This window comes from Algoriphagus lacus, assembly GCF_003583985.1.
Lineage (GTDB): Bacteria > Bacteroidota > Bacteroidia > Cytophagales > Cyclobacteriaceae > Algoriphagus > Algoriphagus lacus.
This window is the reverse complement of the sequence record NZ_QXML01000001.1, coordinates 914361-936910: the sequence shown is the minus strand read 5'-3', so window position 1 is coordinate 936910 and position 22550 is coordinate 914361. Positions and strand designations below refer to the sequence as shown.

Here is a 22550-nt window from a genome sequence, read left to right as displayed (position 1 = left end):
GAAATAAAAACGAGTTTTATTTTTTAAACCATTGATATTCAATATGATATTTTTTTTATCGATCCGGAAGAACTCGTAAAAAGGATGGTATCAGAACCTCAATAAAAAATCACTCAAGCTATCCTGCCTGGCTAAGCCTAGCTTTTTCCTCACCCGGTATCTTCCTATCTCGACTCCCCGGACAGAAATCCCCAACAAATTGGCTATTTCTTTGGTATTGAGATTCATTCGGATGTAGGCGCTGAATTTGATTTCTTGGGGTGTGAGTTCAGGGAATTTTTCTTTTAGGCGAGTGATAAATCTTCCATGGACCTGATCAAAACTTTCGGCAAAAGCAGACCAATCTTCCACACCCTCCAGATCTTTATCGATGGATCTTACTAAGCGGCTGAGTTGAGCATTCAATTCATTGCTTTTATTCTCCTCCATCAGATTCTTTAAGGAACCTTTAATGGTATTGAGCAGCTTGTTCTTCTGAATCAAATTCATGGCCGATGAAGTCAACTCCTGGTTTTTAAATTCAATTTGGGATTGAAGTTGATCATTTTTTAGCCTCATGATTTCCTGCTCGGATTGAAGTGTGATGGTCTCGATGACATCATCTTTTTGCCTTAATTCCAAGTCCTTCTCCTGCTCAAGCTTCAGGGTTTGCTTTTTATGACGCCTATCGAGCCACTTAAATCCCACAAAAAGAAAGGCAAATAAGGAAAACGCATAAACTGCATAGGCAAAAACTGATCGATAAATGGGGGGCTTCACCGTAAACCGGAACTCCACCGGTGGACTGACCTCATCAAAAACGGTCTTAGACCTTACTTTAAATACATAATCACCTTCCCTCAGGTTAGTGTACTCCTTTTTGATTTCCGAGGTCCAAGGGGACCATTCTTCCTCATAGTTTTCAAGCAAATATTGATAGTGAATTTCTTCCCCGCTTTCGAAATGAGCTGATCCAAACTCAAAAAAGAAAGAATTCTGGGAGTAGGAAAAGGTGGTTTCTTCCAAAGTGGCATTGGGTTGATTGGACAACCCATGGCCGGAGAAAATCACTTGTGACTCCTTCCCCTGGTTTCTGATTTGCCTGAAAAATACTTTAGGTCCATCGGCTCTGGGAAGATCCAAGGATGGATGGTAATGAATAAAGCCCTGTTTACCTCCAATCAAAATATTCTGATTGTCCAAAACGATCACATTGGCCAAGTCGTCATTCCACAGTCTTTTAACCTTGTTGAACGAGGAGTAATTCAGACTCAACTGATGGTTCTGTTGGGGTTTGATTACCCCCAACCGGGATTGTTCAATAAAATAAATATTCCCCAACTCATCCGGCTCTAAGTCTGCCACCACAGTACCATAGCCAAATAGATCATTAAATTCCGAAAGTGGGCTAAACCGATCTTCCTCCGAAGCGTAGCCATAAAATCCGCCATTCGCAGTAAAAAGCAAACGGCTATTCACTTTAAAAACATTGATCAAATCATTATTTGGAAACCCCTGGGCGCTGTTGTACAGCTTTGTTTCCACTACCTCAGACAGATCATCGCTCAACTTGAGTTTAAAAACTCCTTTGTATCCATGTGCGACCCAAAGGGTAGTATCCTCAAACTCCATCACCCTGGAAGATTCCCCGAAGCCTTTGATTTTTTTAACAAATGAAAGCGACCCATTTTGCCATTTGAGCAGGCTGAGCCCCGTATAAGTTCCTTGAATATAATAGTCTGATTGCTTGGGGTGCTGCTTTAGAATCCAAGCCCCCTGAACTGAGGAAATCTGAACTGCCCCATCATTCTCAATTAGAAAAGTACCATTATGGTGATTCAGCACCACTTTTCCTCGGACTTCCTGAATAGAGTACACTTGGCCCTCCGTCCCTTTTACAAAGGAAATCTTTCCGTTCTTCCACAGAAAAAGCCCATTGTTGGTGCCCAAATAAATAACATCATCCAATTTCAAAGCTGCATATCCCGCCCCGGTAAGTCCCATCCGATCATCAATGACCGAAAAAGGGGAGGATAGCTCTACCCTAGCCAATCCATTGTTCATTGCCAACCAAAGACCGCTTTGACTATCTTCGAAAATGAAATTGATGGTCAGATCCTGCAATCCTGAATCTTTGTCCAGATGATCCAACAGATTTCCTTCCTTATCAAGGACAAAAAGACCGGCATTCTGGGTGGCTAGCGCTATACTTCCGTTTCTAAGCCGAGTGCTGTAATTAATTAGAAATTCATTTTTCCATTCTCCGCTTTCAATTTGAAAAGGGCGGACTTCCCCGTCATAAAGGAAAATCCCATGGGAAAATGTCGTTATTAACCATCTGTCTCGGTCATAGCTGAGGATATTAGACACTCTTTTATCCTTGAAAAAATCTCCGTTTCTGATCGGTTCAAACCGGTCTGAGTTAACTTGAAAAAGGCCTTCACCGGGAATCTGAGTGTAGAGCTGGTTATCTACCTGAAAAGAAATGTCCATTCTTCTTCCTGGATCCAAAGCGCGAAGTACTTTACCGTCATACACGTAGATTCTTGTAAACGTGCAGAAGTAAATGAACTTATCCATTCCAAAAACTCTCCAGGTTTCATCAAAATCACGAAGACCTTTTGGCAGGCTATCCGCAAGAGAGGTATAGGCCAAATTTCCCTGGCCATCATGGGAAAGGAATCCGAAATCTGCCTGACTGCCTACGTAGATCTTCTTGTCGGAACCCAAAAACGCCGACCTCACCTTGGTGTTATTCAGTCCATATCTAGCCCAGGATTTCCCATCAAATTCAAGAAGTCCCAAATTATTAGCCACGAAGATTCTTCCCAGATCATCCTGAATGATATCGAAATTCTGAATTCCGGCATGGTAAGTCAGGGCTTCGTGATTGGTGATAAACGGAAGGCCCTGAAATTCCTTCAAATTTTGCCCTTTGACCTCTTGAAAAATCGTGGCAAAAACGGAATATCCAATCAGCAATAAGCCAAGCAGTCTATTTCTCATCAAGGCCCGTTTTTTTCATATTCCACTCTGTTGTGAGCAATAAATAAAACTCTTAAAAGTGCTCAAATGTAGCAAATGGAGGAATTTTTTCCCGATTGATGAAATTTTGATGTAGTGGTTTTTGAGAATTGATGAATACATGTAGATGTCGGCTTTTTGGGTAGCGAGAGGATTAAAAAGATCTTTCCGAAAAAATAAACCCATGAAAAAAACAATATTAAAAATCACAGCTTTGGGAATGCTGACGGCATTCGCCTGGGCATGCGACAACGGATTCTCGGATGTGCCCGTTGTAGACACCCCACCGGTCATTGCTTTGGGTCCAATCACAAGCGGGTTGACTGAAGGACAGGATTTCAAGATAGAAGTTACAGTTTCAGATGGAAGGGATGAAGGCAGAATCACCTCTTTAGCCAATTTTACCTATGCAATTACCAAAGGCGGGGCCTCAGTAAAATCAGGCTCACAGGAATTGACAGGAGAAAATCAAAAAATAACCATAGAAGTAAAAGGTGGATTTGATCCGGGTGACTATAACCTGGACATCAAAGCCACTGATACCAATGGAAACGAAAGCACCGAAAACATTTCTTTTAGGGTGGCCTCAATCAGACCAGCTTTTGATATTTCAGGAACATGGACCATGGAACCGGTAGCCGGAGCAATGAAAGTAGGGCCTAGTCCTGGAAGCAGTGAGTGGTGGCAAAACTCCGCAGGAGATGTCTCTGCCAGGGCGTGCTTTTTCGACGATACCTACACCTTCAATAATGACGGAACTTTCAAAATGAATTTGGGAGGAGTTACTTGGTTGGAGACCTGGCAAGGGGTAGCCGCCGATGGATGTGGGGTTCCAAAATCACCTTTCGACGGTTCCAAGTCCTATAACTATACCTATACCAGTACAACTCTGACCCTCATTGGTTCGGGGGCTCACGTAGGCTTGGCCAAAGTCAATAATGCAGGTGAAATCTCAAATGGCGCAGCAGTAGCAAACCAGATCGCCTATACAATTGTCGATCAATCCAAAACAGGCAATACCAGAAGAATGACTCTCAGAGTACAAGCTGGTACGGGAGTATGGTGGGATTTTAAATTGATCTCAGGTCCTCCTGCCAGCGCCGCCATTGTGGGCAAATGGAAAATGGAACCAGTCGAAGGTGCCCTGAGTGTTGGACCAACTGCGGGCAGCAGGGAATGGTGGTTCAATACCACCGCGGATGTCGCGACCAGAGCTTGTTTCTTCGACGATGTCTACACCTTTGCTGAAAACGGCGCATTTAGCATTGACATGGGAGCTCAAACTTGGCTAGAGGCTTGGCAGGGAATTGCAGCGGACGGCTGCGGCACTCCAAAAGCTCCACACAATGGAACAGGAACATTCACCTATCTGTATGATGGAGGAACTTTGAGACTAATTGGGCAAGGTGCTCATGTCGGTCTTCCTAAGGCAGTAAATGCCGGAGAACTTCCGAACGTAGCAGTCCCTGGGGAAGTCACCTATCAAGTTGTGAGCTTAACTGAGACGGCTGGTGTGAAAAAAATGACCTTGAATATCCAAGCAGGTACCGGCGTATGGTGGACTTTTAAATTGATTTCTGCCTGATTCACAAAACCCCTAGTGATCCACTCACTAGGGGCTATCCTAAAGAAATTATGAGAAATATCTTTTTATTGACGCCAATCCTTTTTTTTGGTCTCTCCGGCTGTGTTTCCGAAGAGAATCCTAAAATTGACGCAGCAGATTCGGTAAACATCCCGACTCAAGGATTGAGTACTCCCAATACATACCCTGGGATGAATTTGGTTTGGGCGGATGAATTTGATGGAGCGACGCTAAATTCAGCTAACTGGAGTCATGAAACGGGAAACGGCCAAAATGGATGGGGAAACAATGAGCTTCAATTTTACCGACCTCAGAACACCAGCATTCAAAATGGCCACTTGGTCATCACTGCTAAAAAAGAATCTTTTAGCGGTAAAGAGTACACCTCGTCAAGAATCATCACCAAAGGAAAACAACAGTTTAGATACGGCAGGGTGGACATCCGAGCGGTATTGCCTAAAGGCCAAGGAATCTGGCCAGCACTTTGGATGCTTGGTTCCAATTTTGACACAGTGAGCTGGCCAGCCTGTGGTGAAATTGACATCATGGAAATGATTGGTGGCAATGGTCGTGAAAAAACCGTTCATGGAACTGTCCATTGGGAACATGACGGCAAGCATGCACAATTTGGAGGGGAATATTCCCTGGCCTCAGGCACCCTTTCGGATAAATTTCATGTGTATTCGATCGTATGGGATGCTACCTCAATCCGGTGGTTTATCGACAATAAGCAATACCATGTAATTGACACCACTCCGGCACAATTGGATGAATTTAGAAGAAGCTTCTTTTTTATCTTCAATATCGCTGTGGGCGGAAACTGGCCGGGTTCACCCGACGGGACTTCCACCTTTCCACAACACATGATTGTAGATTACGTCAGAGTATTTCAAAACAACTAAAAAAGCCCTTCGGGGCTTTTTTAGCTTTTACTCGCAAGCCATTCTGAGATCAACTGATTGACGAGCTCCGGCTTTTCTATACAGCTACTATGGCCTGCCCCTGCAATTATATGAAGCTTGGCTCCTGCAATTCCCATTTGAATGTATTTTGCCTTCTCAGGTTTGGTGGCAACGTCCTCATCTCCGACCAAAATCAGAGTAGGACAGCTTATTTTGGATAATTCGTCTTCAACGCCCTTGCGGAAAATCACTCCTTCTACAGGACCTGTGATGCTTTTCTTGTTGGAAGAAAGTTCCTTCTTCCAAAACTTCATCTGACTGGAATTGGCAGGATCTGACAACCAACTTTCGGCAAACATGATGTGCATGACCTTGTTGGCAACCGGAGGAATAATCCCCAACCATTTTACAATGCCATTTAGCGTCTTGTACTTGGGAAGGTTTTCAACGGGTTCAGGATTTGCAGAAGTCTCCAGCAGAATAAGGCTTTTGACCAACTGAGGGTAACGGGCAGCAATTCGGATTCCTACAAACCCACCCATGGAAAGGCCTGCAAAATGAACCGGCCCATTGCATAGCTTCTGAATCAAGGCAGCTGCATCTTCTGCCACAGTGTCCATATCAAAAGGACCTTTGACCTCGCTTTGTCCCTGTCCTCGGTGATCATAGGCGATGACCCGATAGTCCCTGCTAAGAAAATCTATCTGGGCCTGAAACATCCAATGACTCCATAGTAAGCCATGGGAAAAAACAATCGTTTCTCTCCCAGTTCCTTTTTCCTGATAGAAAAGCTTTATTCCGTTGACCTCAATAGTGGGCATAAAAATGAATGGTTAATGGGTGACTAGTGAATATAAAAATTAAAAATGGGAGTGAGTCAATCTCACCCCCATTCTCAATTAATCTTTTAAAATTTCAATCTAAGTAATTACCAATCCAATCCCGGCTGGGTTATCCGTGCATTTTCGCGTGCCTTATGCTGATCTACCATGGTGCGTACATCCTGAAGGAGTTGCTTGGCATCGTAAACAATTCCATCCTTCACCGTGTACTTCACTCCTCCTACTCGAATTGGCTCATTGTTTTCATTGATTCGGATGGTTCCTGTACCATAAAGGACTTTAAGATTTTGAAGGGGGTTTTCTTCCACAATCACAAAATCAGCGAGTTTACCTACTTCGACCGTCCCGATTTCCTTATCCATACCGAGTGCCTCAGCCCCATACATTGTAGCAGAACGGATCACTTCCAAAGGATGAAATCCGGCTTCTCTCAACAACTCGAGTTCGCGGATGTAAGCAAATCCATACAGTTGGTAGATAAATCCTGAATCAGAACCTGTGGTAACGCGTCCTCCACGGTTTTTGTACTCATTGACGAATGTCATCCAAAGCCGATAGTTTTCTTTCCATTGAACCTCTTCTTCAGTGGTCCAGTCAAACCAGTAAGATCCGTGAGACTGACGGCTTGGAGCATAAAACTTCCAAAGGGAAGGTAGCGTGTAGACCGAATGCCATTCCTGAGTTCTAGCCCGCATCAAATCGCGGTTTGCTTCATAAATGTTGAATGTGGGATCTAAGGTGAAATCCAACTCAAGCAGTTCGGTCATCACTTTATTCCAATGCTCTGAATAGGGAGCAGCAGCCTGTTTCCAGAGTTTACCTGCCTCTGCAAATCGGTGCTGTTCATTTTGATAATTGTAATCCAAACGAAAATCCTGAATTGTACGATTCTCAAAAAGCGCTTCAGGCAAACCATACCAATGTTCCATGGCGGTCAAGCCTGCTCGGGCCGAGTTGAGCACATTCCATCGGGCCACATCCAGTTGTTGATGGTGCATGATGGATCTAAGACCGATCCGCTTATTCTCAGCAATGGCAGCTTCCATCACTTCAGGTTTCGCACCAAAAAATTTAATTCCATCCGCACCTTTGGCTTTGTTGGCGTTTACCCAAGCTTTGGCTTGATCTGCGTTTGTGATGGGAGTGGTAGCTCCTTGGCCGAAAGAGGTATAGGCGAAAATCCGCGGAGCAGTTATTTCATTCGCAGAGGATTTCTTTTTCTGATCCAAAACCCAATCAATTCCATTTCCGGCGGAAGGATCCTTGATGGTGGTGATGCCATGTGCCATCCATAATTTATAGACATATTCGGCAGGAGTCCCCTGTCCTGTGCCACCGATATGGCCATGACTATCAATAAATCCTGGCAGGAGGTAGTGTCCCTCCATATCCATCACTTTGGTGTTTGCATCAGCTTTTGGACGTCTTTCCTCATTGATGGGAAGTCCAGGGTAGCCTACGGTTTGGATTTGGGTGATGCGGTTTTTCTCAACCACAATGTCCACAGGACCCACAGGAGGTGCGCCCGTTCCATCGATCAGCGTGACTCCACGGATAATCAATTTGGTATAAGGCCCCTCACCTTCTTCTCTCGCCGGGGCCGGCATAATCTGAGAGAATGTCTGTATGGCCGTGGCGAAAACCAGTACGGCCGAAAATAGAATTCGTTTTAACATTTGGATTGGTGGCTATTTTATGGTCAATAAGTTAGGAGAAATTGCGTCAGAAAAAAATGTGATTTGGACGAGATTGGACCAATAAAAAAGCCCAATTGAAATCAATCGGGCTTTTTGGGCTGGGAAGGTGGTCTTTATAAGTCTTTAAATTTTTCCATGATATCTTCAGAAATCCCCGTGAAGGAATACCCTCCATCGTGGAATAAGTTCTGCATGGTCACCATTTTGGTAAAATCAGAGAACATGGTCACGATGTAATCGGCACATGCTTCCGCAGAAGCATTTCCAAGTGGGGATAGCGCTTCTGCAAAATTATAGAAGGAGTCAAATCCACCGATGCCTGTACCTGCTGTAGTTTTGGTCGGGGACTGGGAAATGGTGTTAACTCTTACTTTTTTCAATTTACCGAATCGGTAGCCGTACCCTCTCGCGATGCTTTCAAGCAAAGCTTTGGCGTCCGCCATATCGGTGTAGAATGGATAAACTCGCTGAGCAGCAATATAGGAAAGCCCAACAATGGAACCCCACTCTTTCATGATATCCATCTTCTCAGCCACGTGCATCATTTTGTGGAAAGAGATCGCTGATACGTCGTAGGATTTCATCGCCCATTCGTAATTCAAATCTCCATAGCTGCGGCCTTTACGGATATTCGGAGACATCCCAATGGAATGCAACAGAAAATCAAAGTCTGCACCCAAAAACTCCTTGGCTTCGGCATAAAGCTTCTCGATGTCCTCCACCACGGTGGCGTCTGCAGGGATGACTATGGTTTTGCATTCTTCCGCAAGTTCCTTGATTGCACCCATTCTCATCGCGATCGGGGCATTGGTGAGGACAAATCGTCCACCTTGTTCTTTAACCTTCAGGGCAGTTTTCCAGGCAATTGAGTTTTCATCCAGTGCACCTGTGATGATCCCAACTTTTCCTTTGAGCAAATTTTCTGGCATATAGCTTTTTGGATTGATTTCAAAAGTTTGGGTAAAAATAGGGAAAATTTGGGATTACCCTTCTCAATTCAACAGCAGCTCCCTCGCACTCTCCACTGCTGAAGCAGACGGATTGGCTCCTGCAATCATTTTGGCAAGTTCAGAAATCCGCTCCTCATGGCTCAAAAGCTTGATTTTACTGACAGTTTTGTCGGAAGAATTGTCCTTGAACACAAAGAAATGAAGCTCCCCTTTGGCCGCAACTTGTGGCAAATGGGTGATACAAATCACCTGATGACGGGAAGCAATTTCCTTCATCATTCGGACCATTTGCAATGCTACCTCTCCTGAAATCCCCGTATCGATTTCATCAAAAATCAAGGTCGGAAGTGCCATTTTATCCGCCATCAAGTATTTGATGGCAAAGAGCAATCGAGAAAACTCACCCCCGGATGCCACTTTCTTCAATGGCTGAGGTATTCCTCCTTTATTTGCAGAAAAAAGTAATTCTACCTCATCCAATCCTGAGGCAATTGGTGAAATAAGCTTATGCTCCAGTTGGATCCGGGCATTTTCCATTCCAAGGCCTGAAAGCAATCCCTGAAGTTCTTTCTCAAAAGATGGGAAACAGGATACTCGTTTTTTAGTGAGTAACGCTCCTGCTTTTATCATTGCTTCCTGATTCTCTTTCAACTCTTTTTCAGCAGTGGATAAACTCTCATCCAGATTTTGAAACTGAAAAACCTTATCTGCAAGATCGCTCTCAATATTCATCAGGTCCTCCACGGTGGCAACTCCATGTTTTTTCTGTAGCTGATAGATCCTGCTCAACCGCTCTCGGATTTGGTCCAATTTTCCGAAGTCGATTTCCACTTTACTCTCTTCATCCCCCAGGGTCTCTACAAGATCTTTGACTTCAATGAAAACACTTTGAAACCGTTCTTTCAACTCTGAAAATTTATGAGCCAAGCGCTCCAGACTTTGCATCCCGTGCAGGATTTGTCCCATTCCCTGGATCACTCCAAACTGCTCTTCCTGAAAGAGGGCCAACATTTCATTGATCTTAAGTTTGATCTCCTCCGCATTTTCGAGCACTTCCTGAGTGGATTCCAATTCGCTCTGCTCACCTGGCATCAATGACAAGGCGCTTAGTTCGTCCAATTGAAATTGATTGAAATCTGCTTCCTTTTGCAGCTCCAAGGCTTTTTGCTTGAGTTCTTCGAATTTGATTTTCGCCGTCCGATAAGATTTAAAGCACTTCAGAAAAAATCCCCTCTCATCCTTAGTCTGAGCAAAAGCATCCACCAAAGCAAGTTGATAGCTCCCTTCACCCAACTGAAGTGTGTCGTGCTGGGAATGCACATCCATGAGTTTGGCCCCGAGCACTTTCAAAGAATCCAGCAAGACTGGCGTATCGTTGACAAAGGACCGGGATTTTCCACCTGGACTGATCTCTCTGCGAATGATGCAGGTATCTTCATAGTCAAGCTCTTCCTGTTCAAAAAAATCTCGAAGCCCGTATTCGCCGATTTCAAAAACACCCTCGACGACACATTTACGGTCTTCGTGAAGGAGAACTTTGGTATCGGATCGATTGCCAAGCAACAACCCAACTGCCCCCAACATGATGGATTTTCCCGCTCCGGTTTCACCGGTAATCATGCTCAGCCCTTTGCTGGGCTGAAGGTACAATTGATCAATTAAGGCGTAATTGGAAATGCTAAGCGATTTGAGCATGGACTGGAAAACCTTTAGGCAAAGCTAAAAAAAACCAACTTAGCTTCTCAGAAGCTCATTGTACTTTCTGGCGTTATTTGGATCAACTTCCAAAAGTAGTTTAACAGCCTCGTCCCGAATTTCAAAAGGGGCCGCTTTGAGAATTTGGGAGATTTCATCTGATTTAGCGTCCACAAAGGTAATGGTGTAAATTCCATTGGGCTGTAATTTGTTGGCCTCTGCCACCAGTCTGATCGCTTCCAGAATGTTCTGATAGGCTTTTTCAGGATCGATTTGGATCATGTCCATTCCCTGCCGATGATACAGATAATAGGCATCTCGGATCGAAGAATAGATGGTAGAGACGTAGATGTCGTTGATCAACCAATAGCGGCTTCTTCGGTCGGACTGACTCTGAACCCAACCTGGTCGGCCGGATTGTTGGGCATTGTTGACGATGTCATTGGCCACTTCAAAAAATGGATTGCCTCCCCGACTCGAAAAAGTATCGTAGTCTATCCCCAAGGCGATATGGGCATAAAATGCCAGCAAGGAACTGATGTTGTTCAAAAATGTAAATCGATTGAACTCCAATGGTTGGGATTCCAAGTATTCAAAGGTCCAATTTCGATCGGCATAATTGAAAATCAGGGACTCGTAATTCGTACCATAAACAGGCCTAACTACCTGAACCTGCACCGTAGCATTGTACACACCGATCTGTGGAACCTCATTTATGGTAATGAGCAGGTTTCCTTTTATTCGCTCCTCAGGACGGTATTCATCATCTGTCCAAGACCGACCGTTGAGAAACTGCTCAAAGTTGGTCTTCATCTGATTAAAAATATCCGTATTCTGGATTCTGGAGCGATCACTGTTGATAATAACAGTGAAATTCAACTCCTGGGCCTGAATGGCTTGAGCAAAAAAATACAGGACTAAAAGAAGTCGGAACTTTGTCATGTGTCTAAAATAGGTAAAATTCCACCGATCAAATCCAAACTGGGGTCTTTTTGACCTCATCCAAAATCAATTCACCAACCTCAGTTTTGGAAACCAGCCCAGAGTCTATCATCCTTCCATCCCGGCTGAATATTTTCACCCGATTGGTGTCATGTTGGAATCCGGCACCTTCTTCCCTGGCTGAATTCAAAACGATCAAATCAAAGTTTTTCTTATCCAATTTGGCTTTTGCATGTAATTCCTCCCGCTCAGTTTCCAAAGCAAATCCTACATGGATTTGTCCAGGTCTTTTGCTTTTTCCGAGTTCGAAAGCGATGTCTACATTCTTTTTTAACAGAATGGACATTTCAGAGTCCTGCTTTTTGATCTTTTCGGGGGCTATCTGGGCTGGAGCATAATCTGCCACTGCCGCTGAAAAGACACAAATGTCCATCTTGGGGTGAAGCTTATTAGCGGCCTCATACATTTCATCCGCTGATTTCACAGCGGTAATGCTAAAATCACCAGGATTGATCTGGAGAAATACCGGGCCTAAAACCAGAAAAACCTCTGCGCCTCTGCCTTTGAAAGCTTTGGCTATTGCCAACCCCATTTTCCCAGAAGAGTGATTACTAATAAATCTAACCGGATCGATTGCCTCCTGCGTTGGCCCCATGGTGATTAGGACCTTTTTTCCTCTGAAATCGGATTTTTGATTGAAGAACTTTTCTACTCTTGCTAAAATATGCTCGGGCTCCATCATCCTTCCCTGACCTGAAAGTCCGCTGGCCAACTCCCCACTTTCAGCATCCAGAAGAATGTTGCCAAAGGACTGAACCTTCCGAAGGTTTTCCCTAACAGAAAGGTGTTGATACATATCCAAATCCATTGCAGGAGCAAGCATGACCGGACATCGAGCAGACAAGTAGGTAGCAGAGAGAAGATTGTCACAAATTCCGTTGGCCAACTTTGCCAAGGTATTTGCACTAAGGGGAGCGATAATAAAAATGTCGGCCCAAAGACCCAGCTCCACGTGATTATTCCATTCACCGGAATTTTTATCCGAAAATTCAGACAAAACGGCCCGTTTGGAAAGCGTGGCTAAAGTAAGGGGGGTAATAAAATCAAGAGCTGAAGTGCTCATGATGATTTGCACTTCAGCTCCGGACTTGATGAGTAAGCGGGTCAAATGGGCAGACTTGTAAGCAGCAATACTGCCTGTCACCCCGAGTAGAATTCGCTTACCCTGCAGGTTCATGGGAATTATTCGGCTCCCTCCTGATCAGGAAATCTATGATAAATCTTGTCCTCAATAAATTCTTCCATTGCAATGGTAGAAGGCTTTGGCATACGCTCATAAAACTTGGAGATTTCGATCTGCTCCTTGTTCTCAAAAACCTCCTCCAAATTATCCACTGTAGAAGCAAATTCGGAAAGTTTGGTATTCAATTCTTCCTTCAGGTTGGTGGAAATTTGCTTTGCACGCTGACCCACGATATGAAGTGATTCATAAATGTTGCCAGTCTTGTCAGCAATTTTGTCCAAATCACGGGTGACGATGGATGGGTTGATAGCCATATTATATTGATTTTGAATTTTCTTGATTAATTATCTTTCTCGTTAATCTTTGACTCTGAGACTACCTTAGCTTCGGCTGCGGCGGCCTCATCCGCATATTGTTTTTTCAACTTGAGATGAGCATCAAGCTCTTCTTTAGTCTCTTTTTCAAATTCTTGCACCTCAGCCATGTATCCGCTGCTTGGGTATTTTCTGTAAAAATTACTGGCAAATCTGATGGCATCATTGAGGCGTTCTTCTTTTTTGTCGAAGGCAGAATTTCTAGCATAGCCGAATCCGACCTCAACCAATTTGTAAGCAAGCTCTTCGTTATGCTTACTTTCTGGATAATCCTTGGCGAAATTTTGGAAATTGATGATACAAGCTCTGTAAAAATCCCCTGGAAACAATCCGTCTTTCAATCGGTAGTACATCTGGGATTCACTGTATGCCTTCTCCTCAAATCTACTTTCCAAATCGCTTAACATCTCCATCGCTCGCTCATAGCTGGCAGATGCAGGAAATCTTGTCACAAACTGCTGGATAGCAGCAACAGCTTCCTGACTACTTTGCTGATCCAGATTGTAATCCGGAGCATCAAGATAGAGTGAATAAGCATGCATAAACAGCGCTTCCTCCGCTAATGGACTTCGGTTAAACGTGCGGTAAAAGGTATTGAAATATCCAGCTGCCTCGATGTATCGCTTGGTCTTGAAATGACAGTTGGCGTAATTGTACTCCGCCATTTCGGCTTTCTCAGAACCTTTTATAACAGGTAGGACTTTCTCATAGAGAATGATAGCTTTTCCATACTCTCCTTCCTGATAGTACTTGTTTGCGCCGTTATACAATTCCTCCCAGTTGGTACTTTTTTCCAGTTTGGCAAAGGGGCCACAGGAAGCCAATACAATTAGAATTGAAAGAAAAAGAAGGGATTTTGACTGCATGCTCATTTTCAAGACCGCAAATATACGGGTAAATTTTTCGGATTCAAACGGCTGAATTACAACAGGGATTACTACTTTTTGACTTGTAGTTTCTTGGTCACCACATTCTTGTTGTCTACGAATAGGGTGTAGAAGTACACGCCTGGTTGGAAATCCGTGACATTGATTACCAGTGAGTTTCGCTCAGGATCCAGCTCAAATTCTGCGATTGGGTTTCCAATAAAGCTGTTGATCGTAATCTTTGCTTTTGCTTTTGGATTCACCAATTCATAATCCAATTGAGCAATTCGGTTGCTGGGATTGGGATAAATTTCACTCAATTTGATGTCTTTGTGAGTGAAATCGGTTCCTGCTCCGGCTGATACTTGATACCTTGCTTCAACGATGAAGTTTTCACGAATATTTTCCGCATTTACAAAAAACAAATCAAAACTGCCTCTGGTCTCAGCAATACCCATTTCAAACTCTAAATACAAATCAGTGAAAACCTCACCTGGTCCTAACTTCAAGGAAATTTTCGCCAAGTCTCTTTTTGGATCGAAACATTGATCGTTGAGGCAAATCTTTACCTTTTGGGAAGACCCTATACTTCCTCGGACATTCTTTAGAAAATAAGTCTTGGACTGATTGGATTCATTTTGGAGAATGATGGTCTTTCGCTGAGAAGAACCAATATCACCTGAAAAATCTACTGCCTCACTCAATACACGAACCTGCTGCGCACCCGCCGCTAACGGTGCTATGAGCATCAGCCATGTAAAAATTTTGAATAAGGACTTCATGTAAAGCTTTAATCAATACGCTCCAGAAATTGGTTTTTCGGTGAGATTAATATACGTACAAAATTATCTTTTTGGTTTCGGATACAATAAAAATATGGGTTAATAGTTGTTAACCTTTTAAAAATAAATTGAACAGGGACCAACTATATCTAATTGCCCTTTTTGGGCTCGGTGACCAAGGTTCTTTTTGTAGGCATAAAACCCGATTTTTTTAGGTTTTCCTGAATTTGATCGTCAGTTGGCATCTCAAGATGCACATCTGGTTCATTGAATAAATTTTTTGCTTCCGGATCGATTTCTTCAGGTTTTCTCCAGGAATCAATTACCTCACGATCAGGCTTTTCTTCTATTCTCCAGTTAAATCCTTCAAGTCTGGAAATCTTTTCATCTATCTTTTGTACTGGAGTAAACTTCCCATCCGGCCTGACTCCAAAGTTTGCCTTCCTGATAGCCCCATCCTGAAAAGTCAATCGGATATTTGCACTTAAGATCCGGTTGATCCCCTGGGTAAGGGTGTCCGCTTCCAATGCATAGTAAAGCGACTCTCCATTTCCGTCTATTTCCAGATTTTCGATTTGCCCTTCTTTGAAAAAACCCGTCATCCTCCTTCCTTTCATCTGATTGAAATTAAGTAAGGTATCGGACATGATCGCAAAGGCTTTATCCTTTAGGTAAACTCTATCCAGTTCCTCATTTGCAATGTAAAAAACCATAGAATCTGCAGAAATCTGGCTCTTCTTATTCCACATTACCGGGTCATAAAAAAGGCGAATGGAAGAATCTGAATAATTGTAAACCAATGAATCTGCAATTCCTGCCAAATCAGTTTTGGTCAGTTTGATCGATCGAAAGGCCAAAAGATACTTAGCTGTATCCGCTTCGCTATCCTGTGAAATCAGCGTATCAGCTGTCATGAAAAGCGTATCTGCTTCAAAGTACTTTCGTACCAATGCCCGGCCATGAACCAGGCTGTACTTTCGTTGTTCCCAGTATTGTCCCACATCCCCATACACCTCGACCTGCCGCTCCTTATTCAACACCCGAACATCTTCCTTGCCCTCGTAATACGCCTTTGCCTCATCGTAGAACAGTTCCTGAGCCTTTACCCGGCTTTCTTCGGTCTCCACGATCCCGTCAAAAAACCGAAATTGTTTTTGTTGGGTATCATAAAAACTCCCTTTCTGCGCATCCAGCTTGTATCCTTCTTTGGATATAATATTTGTCAGTCCTTGTGTTTCTGCCGTTTTGGGGATAGTCAAATAAATCAGATAATCAGTCTTCATGGTGTAGTCGGGATTAACCAAGACTACCTCGTCACGGAAAGTGATTTTTTCATAATTGACTTCATAGATACCACGCTCGCTGGTCAAAACATTGGTGGAGTCGACAACTTTTCCGTCGTTGTAGTAGGTTGCGACATTCGTCTCCCTATTGTAATCCAGATAGTCGGTGAAGAGTGAGGTCTCTTGATTGGTAAATACCACCTTGTTTCTCAACTTGGCCACTTTGGTATTGCCATCATATTCAGCATAAGAACTGGTGGTAGTGATGGGATCCTCCACATCTTGAATACGAACTTTCCCAAAAAGCTGTGCCCGGTTTTCGTCCCGATAAAAATGCGCCGAATCACAGTAAATCAATGAATTTTGATGCTTCATTTGCACACTCCCTAATAATCGCTCGAAGCCCTTCGCCCCTTCAAGCAGATCCGCACTGAGGATTTCAAGAGTTGATGACTGCTGTGCCAAGCTTCCTCCCGAAATCGAAATGAGTAGAAAAAAGAATACTGAGGAAGTGAGGAAGCGAATGTTCATGGTTACTTAGATGTGGGCAAAATTAACAGAAACCAGCACAAAGCTACATTTCACAGTAGAATTAACTCGTAAAGGATGCAACTCCACTTGGCATGAAATATTGAAGAAAACTCTATTTTTGGACAATGCTTGATGCTTTTCAATCCCACATTCAACTCCGTTCCCTACTCAATTCTGAGTCTGTTTACCTTCTGGCATGCAGCGGAGGAATGGATAGCATGTGTCTGGGAGAGTTGCTGATTCAAACCAAAATCCCAATTGAAGTAGCCCATGTCAATTTCCAGCTTCGGGGAAATGAAAGCGAAGGAGACCGGCAATTCGTCCAAAACTGGGCAGAAAGTCACGGGATTCCTTTTCACCTGAAATTGGCAGAAACCACTGAGTTGGCACTATCCAAAGGAATTTCCATTCAAATGGCAGCTAGGGAAATCCGCTATGCCTTTTTTGAGGAAATTCGCTCTCAAAGAAACCTTGCCGGAATTCTTCTTGCCCATCATGAAGACGATCAGTTGGAAACGGTTTTTCTAAACCTCCTCCGCGGAACAGGAATTGAAGGAGTTTACGGAATGGCAGATCGAAAAGGTTGGCTAATTAGGCCCCTACTTCCTTTTTCCAGAGCCGAAATCCAAGATTTTATGCTAGCTCAACAGCTAAGCTGGCGCGAGGACAGTTCCAATGAAAAGGATGAATACAAAAGAAACAACCTGAGAATCAATGGACTTCCTGCACTTCTGGCTTTGGAGCCCGATGCAAGAAAAAACCTATTCACCTCATTCAATCGGCTCAAAGATACGGGAAGAGCTTTTGCCGGACTTTTTGAGAACTGGAAAAATTCATCCATCCGTACAGAGGATTCTTATCATTATTTGCCTTTTTCTGCGATTCAAAATCAACCCGGAAACTCAAGTCTACTTTACTTTTGGCTTCGCCCTTTTGGATTTAATTCGGATCAGGCTCAGGCAATCGCTGAGGCCCTGAATCATCCCAAGACAGGAACAGTCTTTCGAGGAGCGGGGTATTTGTTGCAATTTGATCGGAATGAACTGATTCTGTCACCCAATCAAGAAGATTTTGAACCCGTTTTTCTTCAAAAGAACGAAACCCTTCTTGACTTGCCTGAAGGAAAATATTCCCTGAACCGGCTGGAATACACAGATCTTATAGATCGAAATCCTACACATGCCCAATTGGATGAAGATCGGCTTGAATTTCCGCTTGAGATCCGAACCTGGAAAGAAGGCGACAAGTTTGTTCCGCTTGGAATGAACTCATCCAAAAAAATCTCCGATTTTTTGATTGATCTAAAAGTACCTGTAGCTAAAAAACAAGGCGTAAAAGTCTTAGTTTCAGGGGGAGAAATTGCTTGGGTGATCGGATTGAGAATTGCAGACTGGGCAAAGTGCAATCCTTCCACCCGAAGAATCCTTCATTTCAAAAAAACTTGATCCATGCTGAATCCATTTTCCAAAACTTACGATGAGGATCAACTGAGAATGTTTGATTTTATGCAAGGGATCAAATTCTTTGAACGCCTTCGCCAAAAAGAACTTGCGAAATTTCTCCCTGCCATGCATCACCGCAAGTACATACGGGATGAAGTAGTTTTTTTCAGCAAGGATCCGAGTCAGGCACTTTACCTGATCAAACAAGGAAAAGTAAATCTTACCATAGACGTCAAGGATAATTTTGAAACGATTCTGGAGGTAAGTAGAGGTGAGGCTTTTGGTGAAAATTCCCTGTTGGAAAATGCCAAGCGGACCTATACTGCCTTGATCGATTCAGATGAGGCCGAACTGATCGTGATTCCTCAATTTGCGATTCAGGAAATATTCGACAGCAATCCGAAAATCAAAGCAAAAATGATGACCTCACTGGCGGAGTATTACAATGCCAATAATCAGCGTCTGTTTCGCTCCTATCGGGAATCTTTCGGCTTTTTCAGCCTACGACAGATGTTTGAATAGGAGGGAAATCCGCTCCCTTTTTTATTTATCAAAAATCAGGAAATCTATCCAAAGTATTCTAAAGCAGACTTCAATTCCAACTTGTTGTTTAATATCTTAGCGCCGCTTTTCAAGCCAGTAATCATTTAAAAAAAACAGATAAAATCATGAGCAAAGTAACCGTAGTAGGTGCAGGTAACGTGGGTGCGACCTGTGCCGATGTTTTAGCTTATCGCGAAGTAGCCGAAGAAATTGTTTTAGTTGACATTAAAGAGGGAATTGCTGAAGGCAAAGCGCTGGACATCTGGCAAAAAGCCCCAATCAATCAGTATGACAGCCGCACTGTAGGTAGCACCAACGACTACAGCAAAACTGCCAACTCAGATGTAGTGGTAATCACTTCCGGTCTGCCACGTAAACCGGGGATGACCCGCGATGATCTGATTGAAACCAATGCAGGCATCGTAAAGTCTGTGACTGAAAACATCATCAAATATTCTCCAAACGCCATCATCATTGTGGTATCCAACCCATTGGACGTCATGACCTATCAGGCACACCTGACTTCTGGTCTTCCTCGTACCAAAGTGATCGGAATGGCTGGAATCTTGGATACCGCACGCTACAGGGCCTTCCTTGCTGAAGAATTGAATGTTTCCGGAAAAGAAATTCAGGCAATCCTGATGGGTGGACATGGCGACACCATGGTTCCACTTCCTCGTTACACAACCGTTGCTGGTATCCCTGTGACTGAGTTGGTTGCAAAAGACAAATTGGATGCGATCATCGAAAGAACAAAATTCGGCGGTGGAGAACTGGTAAAACTGATGGGAACTTCCGCTTGGTATGCTCCTGGATCCGCTGCTGCTCAAATGGTAGAAGCAATCCTTAAAAATCAAAGAAGAGTATTCCCTGTGTGCATCAAGCTGGAAGGCGAGTACGGAATCGACGACTGCTACCTTGGTGTACCGGTAATCCTTGGCAAAAACGGTATTGAAAAAGTAATCGAACTGGATCTCAATGCTGAAGAAAAAGCATTGCTTGAAACTTCCCGCGGTCACGTGAAGGAAGTAATGAACGTTTTGGACAAACTCGGTAAATAATCCTTCCCAATAAACGTTATGACCTAAGATTCTCCAATCGCCCTTGGAGTTTCTTAGGTCTATTTTTTGTATAATGGCCCTTTAATCACCTTATTCAGCCAAGTGAAAATCTGGAAAAGCCTTCTGGTCCTGATAGGAGCAATTCTGCTCGGATGGGGAGCATTTTGGGTTTACCAGAATTATTTTTCTTCACGAAAAATCAACAGCCTGAACCTGATATCTCCCGATGCAGTTTTTGTTTTTGAAACGGAACAGGCGGATCAAACTTGGAATGAATTAGTCAATCAGCCAGTCTGGGAAATAATCTCCCAACTACCCGCTTTTTCAAAAATCTCCACTCAACTGATCAGTCTTGACAGCCTAACTGGTGCAAATGGAGAAATTTCTCGAATACTCAGAGGAAAGCAAGTAACCGTAAGCTACCATGCCACAGGAATTGACAGCTTTGAACTTCTTTTTTCCGTCAATTTCGGAGCTACCACTCCACAGGATTTTCTTGAAAAAATAAAAAGCCAGGTCCCGAAGGATATTCGGATTCAGTCCCGAAAGTACAGTGACTTGGATGTTCTTGAATTTTTCGGCCCAGACAATAACCGGAAATGGTCCCTCACCATCTTGGGAAATGTCTTGCTCGCATCCTCCTCCTCATTTATTGTGGAAGAAGCGATTCGGCTCTACATCAGTGAAGACCAAAATTCCCTAGCCACACGCTTGGGAGAAAATCTCGAGGCCGGTTCGGGACTTGGGCGATTGTTGATTTCTGCAAAAGGAATCTCAAAATTACTGGAAGGAATCAGTGCGGATCGTGAAAATTCTGCTGTCAAAGAACTTAGTCTAAATGAGACGATTTTAAGCTTAGAGCTTTCCTTTGATGAAAACCAACTGACCTTCAAAGGGCCGGCAATTCTCTCTAACGAGATAAACTTCACCCCTTCCGTCAGGGCAAATTTCCCGGAAATGCAAAAGCTGATTTCCAACCGAACCCAGTCCCTGACTCAAATCAATCTGGACGGAATTTTTGAGTCCCAAAAGCTCCAAAACCCGGCCTTTATCCCTAAATCAACAATCAGCGGGGAGATCCAAACCCGCCTGACCGATCGGGGATTTTTGGATAATTTCTCCGGAGAATTATACTTCCTGGAACTGGAAAATCTCGGCAATCAGCTTCAAAATCAAGTCTTATTGGCCCGCACGGTGGATCCTGCCCAGACCTTCGCTTTTCTCAAAGAATTCAGAAACGGGACAGATTCGGATCAATCAGATTTTTACAGAGACTCTGAAATTTTGTTTTTCCCGGAGGAAGAATTCCCGGCACACCTTTTTGGAGGAAAATTTATCGGATTTCCTCAAACCCACATCAGCCTGATCGGAGAGGTTCTAATCCTGTCCAATTCTGCACCGGGCATGAAGATGATTTTGGATGATTTTGCACAAGGCAACACCTGGTCCAAAGCTCCTGAATCAGCCACCGAAACCAAATCCATCAACCCTGCTTCGGGATATTCAAAAACCTTCTTCTTTGAAAAAATCTGGGCGAAATGGGAAGAAAAAAGCAATCCTTCCTGGAGTCCTTTTATCCAGAAATATGCTTCAGTTTTTCAAAGTTTCCCTTACCTGACTTTGAGAATCAATCAAATTGGAGGTAAACCGGAAGCTTCTTTAAGTATTCCCTATTTTTCTGATGAAAAGAAAGTAGTCAACGACCAAAAAGGTCTGATCCTGACTCCCTCCCAGACCATTTCTCTTCCGGAAAAAATCACCTACGGCCCAAAAAGCATTCTCAATTTCAGTGACAAATCCGAGGACCTAGTCCTGCAGGACGCCAATCACATCCTCTATCTGGTCAATTCTGCAGGAGAAACTGTCTACACCCAGAAACTTTCAGGACCGATAGTTTCGGATGCCTTCCAAATTGATTATTTGAAAAACGGGAAACTTCAATTGCTCATTGCCACTGCTGACCGACTGTATGCAATCGACCGATTGGGTAATTCACTACCCGGCTTCCCGGTATCCCTCAAGAATGAAAAAATTGCCCATCTGAATTTAGTCGATTATGACAATTCACGGGAATATCGATATTTCTTATCGACCGAATCTGGGAATCTCTGGCTCCTGGACCGAAATGGAAAGGATCTGGATGGCTGGAATCCCATGAAGCTTTCGGAAAAATCCGTGCTTTCCCCCACTCACATCCGCGTCCCAGCAAAGGGCGATTTCATGGTTACCCAAACGGAAAAAGGGAAGATGTACTTTTTCAACCGCAGAGGAGAAAAGCAGAACGGGTCTCCACTTGATCTGGGGAAAGAATATAATCGCCCGGTAAAAATCACAAGCGGAACTGGAGGGAATTCCCTTCGTATTTCTGCCATTTCTGAATCAGGAGAACTGATCCATGCGAGTTTTGGAGGGGAAATCACCTATAGGAATCAATTGGTCAAAGCTGAACGGGACAATACTTTTGACTTGATTTCCGATCAGGCTGGAAATTCCCTGCTGATTTTGTCTAAGCAATTTTCCAAAACGGTCATTCTCAATGAGGGAGAAAAAGAACTTTTCAGCTTACCGCTCACAGGAGAAAACGTTTGGTTTGGATATTTTGACTTTGGAGCAGACCGAAAAATCCTCGCTGTATCCGATGCTGAACAAGGATTTGGCTACCTCTACGATTTGAAAGGAACCATGCTGACCACCACTCCACTGGAAAGTGAAGGTCCAATTCAGATCACTCATTTACCGGCCAAAAGTCAGTATATAATTCGGACTGTTCAGGGAAACAGGATTTTGGAATACCTCATGCCAGACTAAC

At 43.6% G+C, this 22550-nt stretch carries 17 protein-coding genes; 6 read left to right on the top strand and 11 right to left on the bottom strand.

The features are described 5' to 3' along the window. Window positions 1-90: 90 nt before the first annotated feature. Complete coding sequence (locus D0X99_RS04050; RefSeq protein ID WP_147392183.1) at window positions 91-2985, bottom strand: triple tyrosine motif-containing protein; 2895 nt, start codon at window positions 2983-2985, stop codon at window positions 91-93. Between the two features lie 202 nt (window positions 2986-3187). Here D0X99_RS04050 and D0X99_RS04045 point away from each other — a divergent pair, with 202 nt between their 5' ends. Together D0X99_RS04045 and D0X99_RS04040 are read left to right on the top strand one after the other, a co-directional pair. Continuing rightward, window positions 3188-4588: a COG1361 family protein gene (locus D0X99_RS04045; RefSeq protein WP_147392182.1), complete on the top strand. Its 1401-nt coding sequence runs from the start codon at window positions 3188-3190 to the stop codon at window positions 4586-4588. A 50-nt stretch (window positions 4589-4638) separates the two neighbouring features. After that, window positions 4639-5490, top strand: a complete 852-nt coding sequence (locus D0X99_RS04040; RefSeq protein WP_119476337.1) for a glycoside hydrolase family 16 protein — start codon at window positions 4639-4641, stop codon at window positions 5488-5490. 20 nt (window positions 5491-5510) lie between these two features. Here the strand turns inward: D0X99_RS04040 and D0X99_RS04035 are convergent, their stop codons facing one another. From D0X99_RS04035 to D0X99_RS03990, 10 genes are all read right to left on the bottom strand, one after another. Then, a complete protein-coding gene (locus D0X99_RS04035; protein WP_119476336.1) occupies window positions 5511-6311 on the bottom strand; it encodes an alpha/beta fold hydrolase in 801 nt (266 codons plus the stop codon). A gap of 107 nt (window positions 6312-6418) precedes the next feature. Next, window positions 6419-8008 (bottom strand): amidohydrolase family protein, encoded by a 1590-nt coding sequence (locus D0X99_RS04030; RefSeq protein WP_119476335.1) that lies wholly within the window; start codon window positions 8006-8008, stop codon window positions 6419-6421. 134 nt (window positions 8009-8142) lie between these two features. Then, entirely contained in the window at window positions 8143-8958 is an 816-nt protein-coding gene (locus D0X99_RS04025; protein WP_119476334.1) for an enoyl-ACP reductase FabI, read from the bottom strand. A 63-nt stretch (window positions 8959-9021) separates the two neighbouring features. Beyond that, complete coding sequence (gene recN / locus D0X99_RS04020; protein ID WP_119476333.1) at window positions 9022-10674, bottom strand: DNA repair protein RecN; 1653 nt, start codon at window positions 10672-10674, stop codon at window positions 9022-9024. Between the two features lie 39 nt (window positions 10675-10713). Further along, entirely contained in the window at window positions 10714-11616 is a 903-nt protein-coding gene (gene porD / locus D0X99_RS04015) for a type IX secretion system protein PorD (protein ID WP_119476332.1), read from the bottom strand. A 28-nt stretch (window positions 11617-11644) separates the two neighbouring features. Continuing rightward, window positions 11645-12853, bottom strand: coding sequence for a bifunctional phosphopantothenoylcysteine decarboxylase/phosphopantothenate--cysteine ligase CoaBC (gene coaBC, locus D0X99_RS04010; protein WP_119476331.1), 1209 nt, complete (start codon window positions 12851-12853; stop codon window positions 11645-11647). A gap of 5 nt (window positions 12854-12858) precedes the next feature. Continuing rightward, window positions 12859-13173, bottom strand: coding sequence for a DNA-directed RNA polymerase subunit omega (locus D0X99_RS04005; protein ID WP_119476330.1), 315 nt, complete (start codon window positions 13171-13173; stop codon window positions 12859-12861). A gap of 26 nt (window positions 13174-13199) precedes the next feature. Next, window positions 13200-14099 (bottom strand): outer membrane protein assembly factor BamD, encoded by a 900-nt coding sequence (locus D0X99_RS04000; protein ID WP_119476329.1) that lies wholly within the window; start codon window positions 14097-14099, stop codon window positions 13200-13202. A gap of 71 nt (window positions 14100-14170) precedes the next feature. Next, complete coding sequence (locus tag D0X99_RS03995) at window positions 14171-14881, bottom strand: T9SS type A sorting domain-containing protein (RefSeq protein ID WP_119476328.1); 711 nt, start codon at window positions 14879-14881, stop codon at window positions 14171-14173. 149 nt (window positions 14882-15030) lie between these two features. Beyond that, a complete protein-coding gene (locus D0X99_RS03990) occupies window positions 15031-16695 on the bottom strand; it encodes an OstA-like protein (protein ID WP_119476327.1) in 1665 nt (554 codons plus the stop codon). A gap of 125 nt (window positions 16696-16820) precedes the next feature. Here D0X99_RS03990 and tilS point away from each other — a divergent pair, with 125 nt between their 5' ends. From tilS to D0X99_RS03970, 4 genes are all read left to right on the top strand, one after another. Further along, window positions 16821-18140 carry a tRNA lysidine(34) synthetase TilS gene (tilS, locus tag D0X99_RS03985; RefSeq protein ID WP_119476326.1) on the top strand — a complete coding sequence of 440 codons (1320 nt, stop codon included), beginning with the start codon at window positions 16821-16823 and terminating at the stop codon, window positions 18138-18140. Between the two features lie 3 nt (window positions 18141-18143). Beyond that, window positions 18144-18659 carry a Crp/Fnr family transcriptional regulator gene (locus tag D0X99_RS03980; RefSeq protein WP_119476325.1) on the top strand — a complete coding sequence of 172 codons (516 nt, stop codon included), beginning with the start codon at window positions 18144-18146 and terminating at the stop codon, window positions 18657-18659. A 146-nt stretch (window positions 18660-18805) separates the two neighbouring features. Beyond that, window positions 18806-19741 (top strand): malate dehydrogenase, encoded by a 936-nt coding sequence (gene mdh / locus D0X99_RS03975; protein ID WP_119476324.1) that lies wholly within the window; start codon window positions 18806-18808, stop codon window positions 19739-19741. A 102-nt stretch (window positions 19742-19843) separates the two neighbouring features. Continuing rightward, window positions 19844-22549, top strand: a complete 2706-nt coding sequence (locus D0X99_RS03970) for a hypothetical protein (protein ID WP_119476323.1) — start codon at window positions 19844-19846, stop codon at window positions 22547-22549. Window position 22550 lies beyond the last annotated feature (1 nt).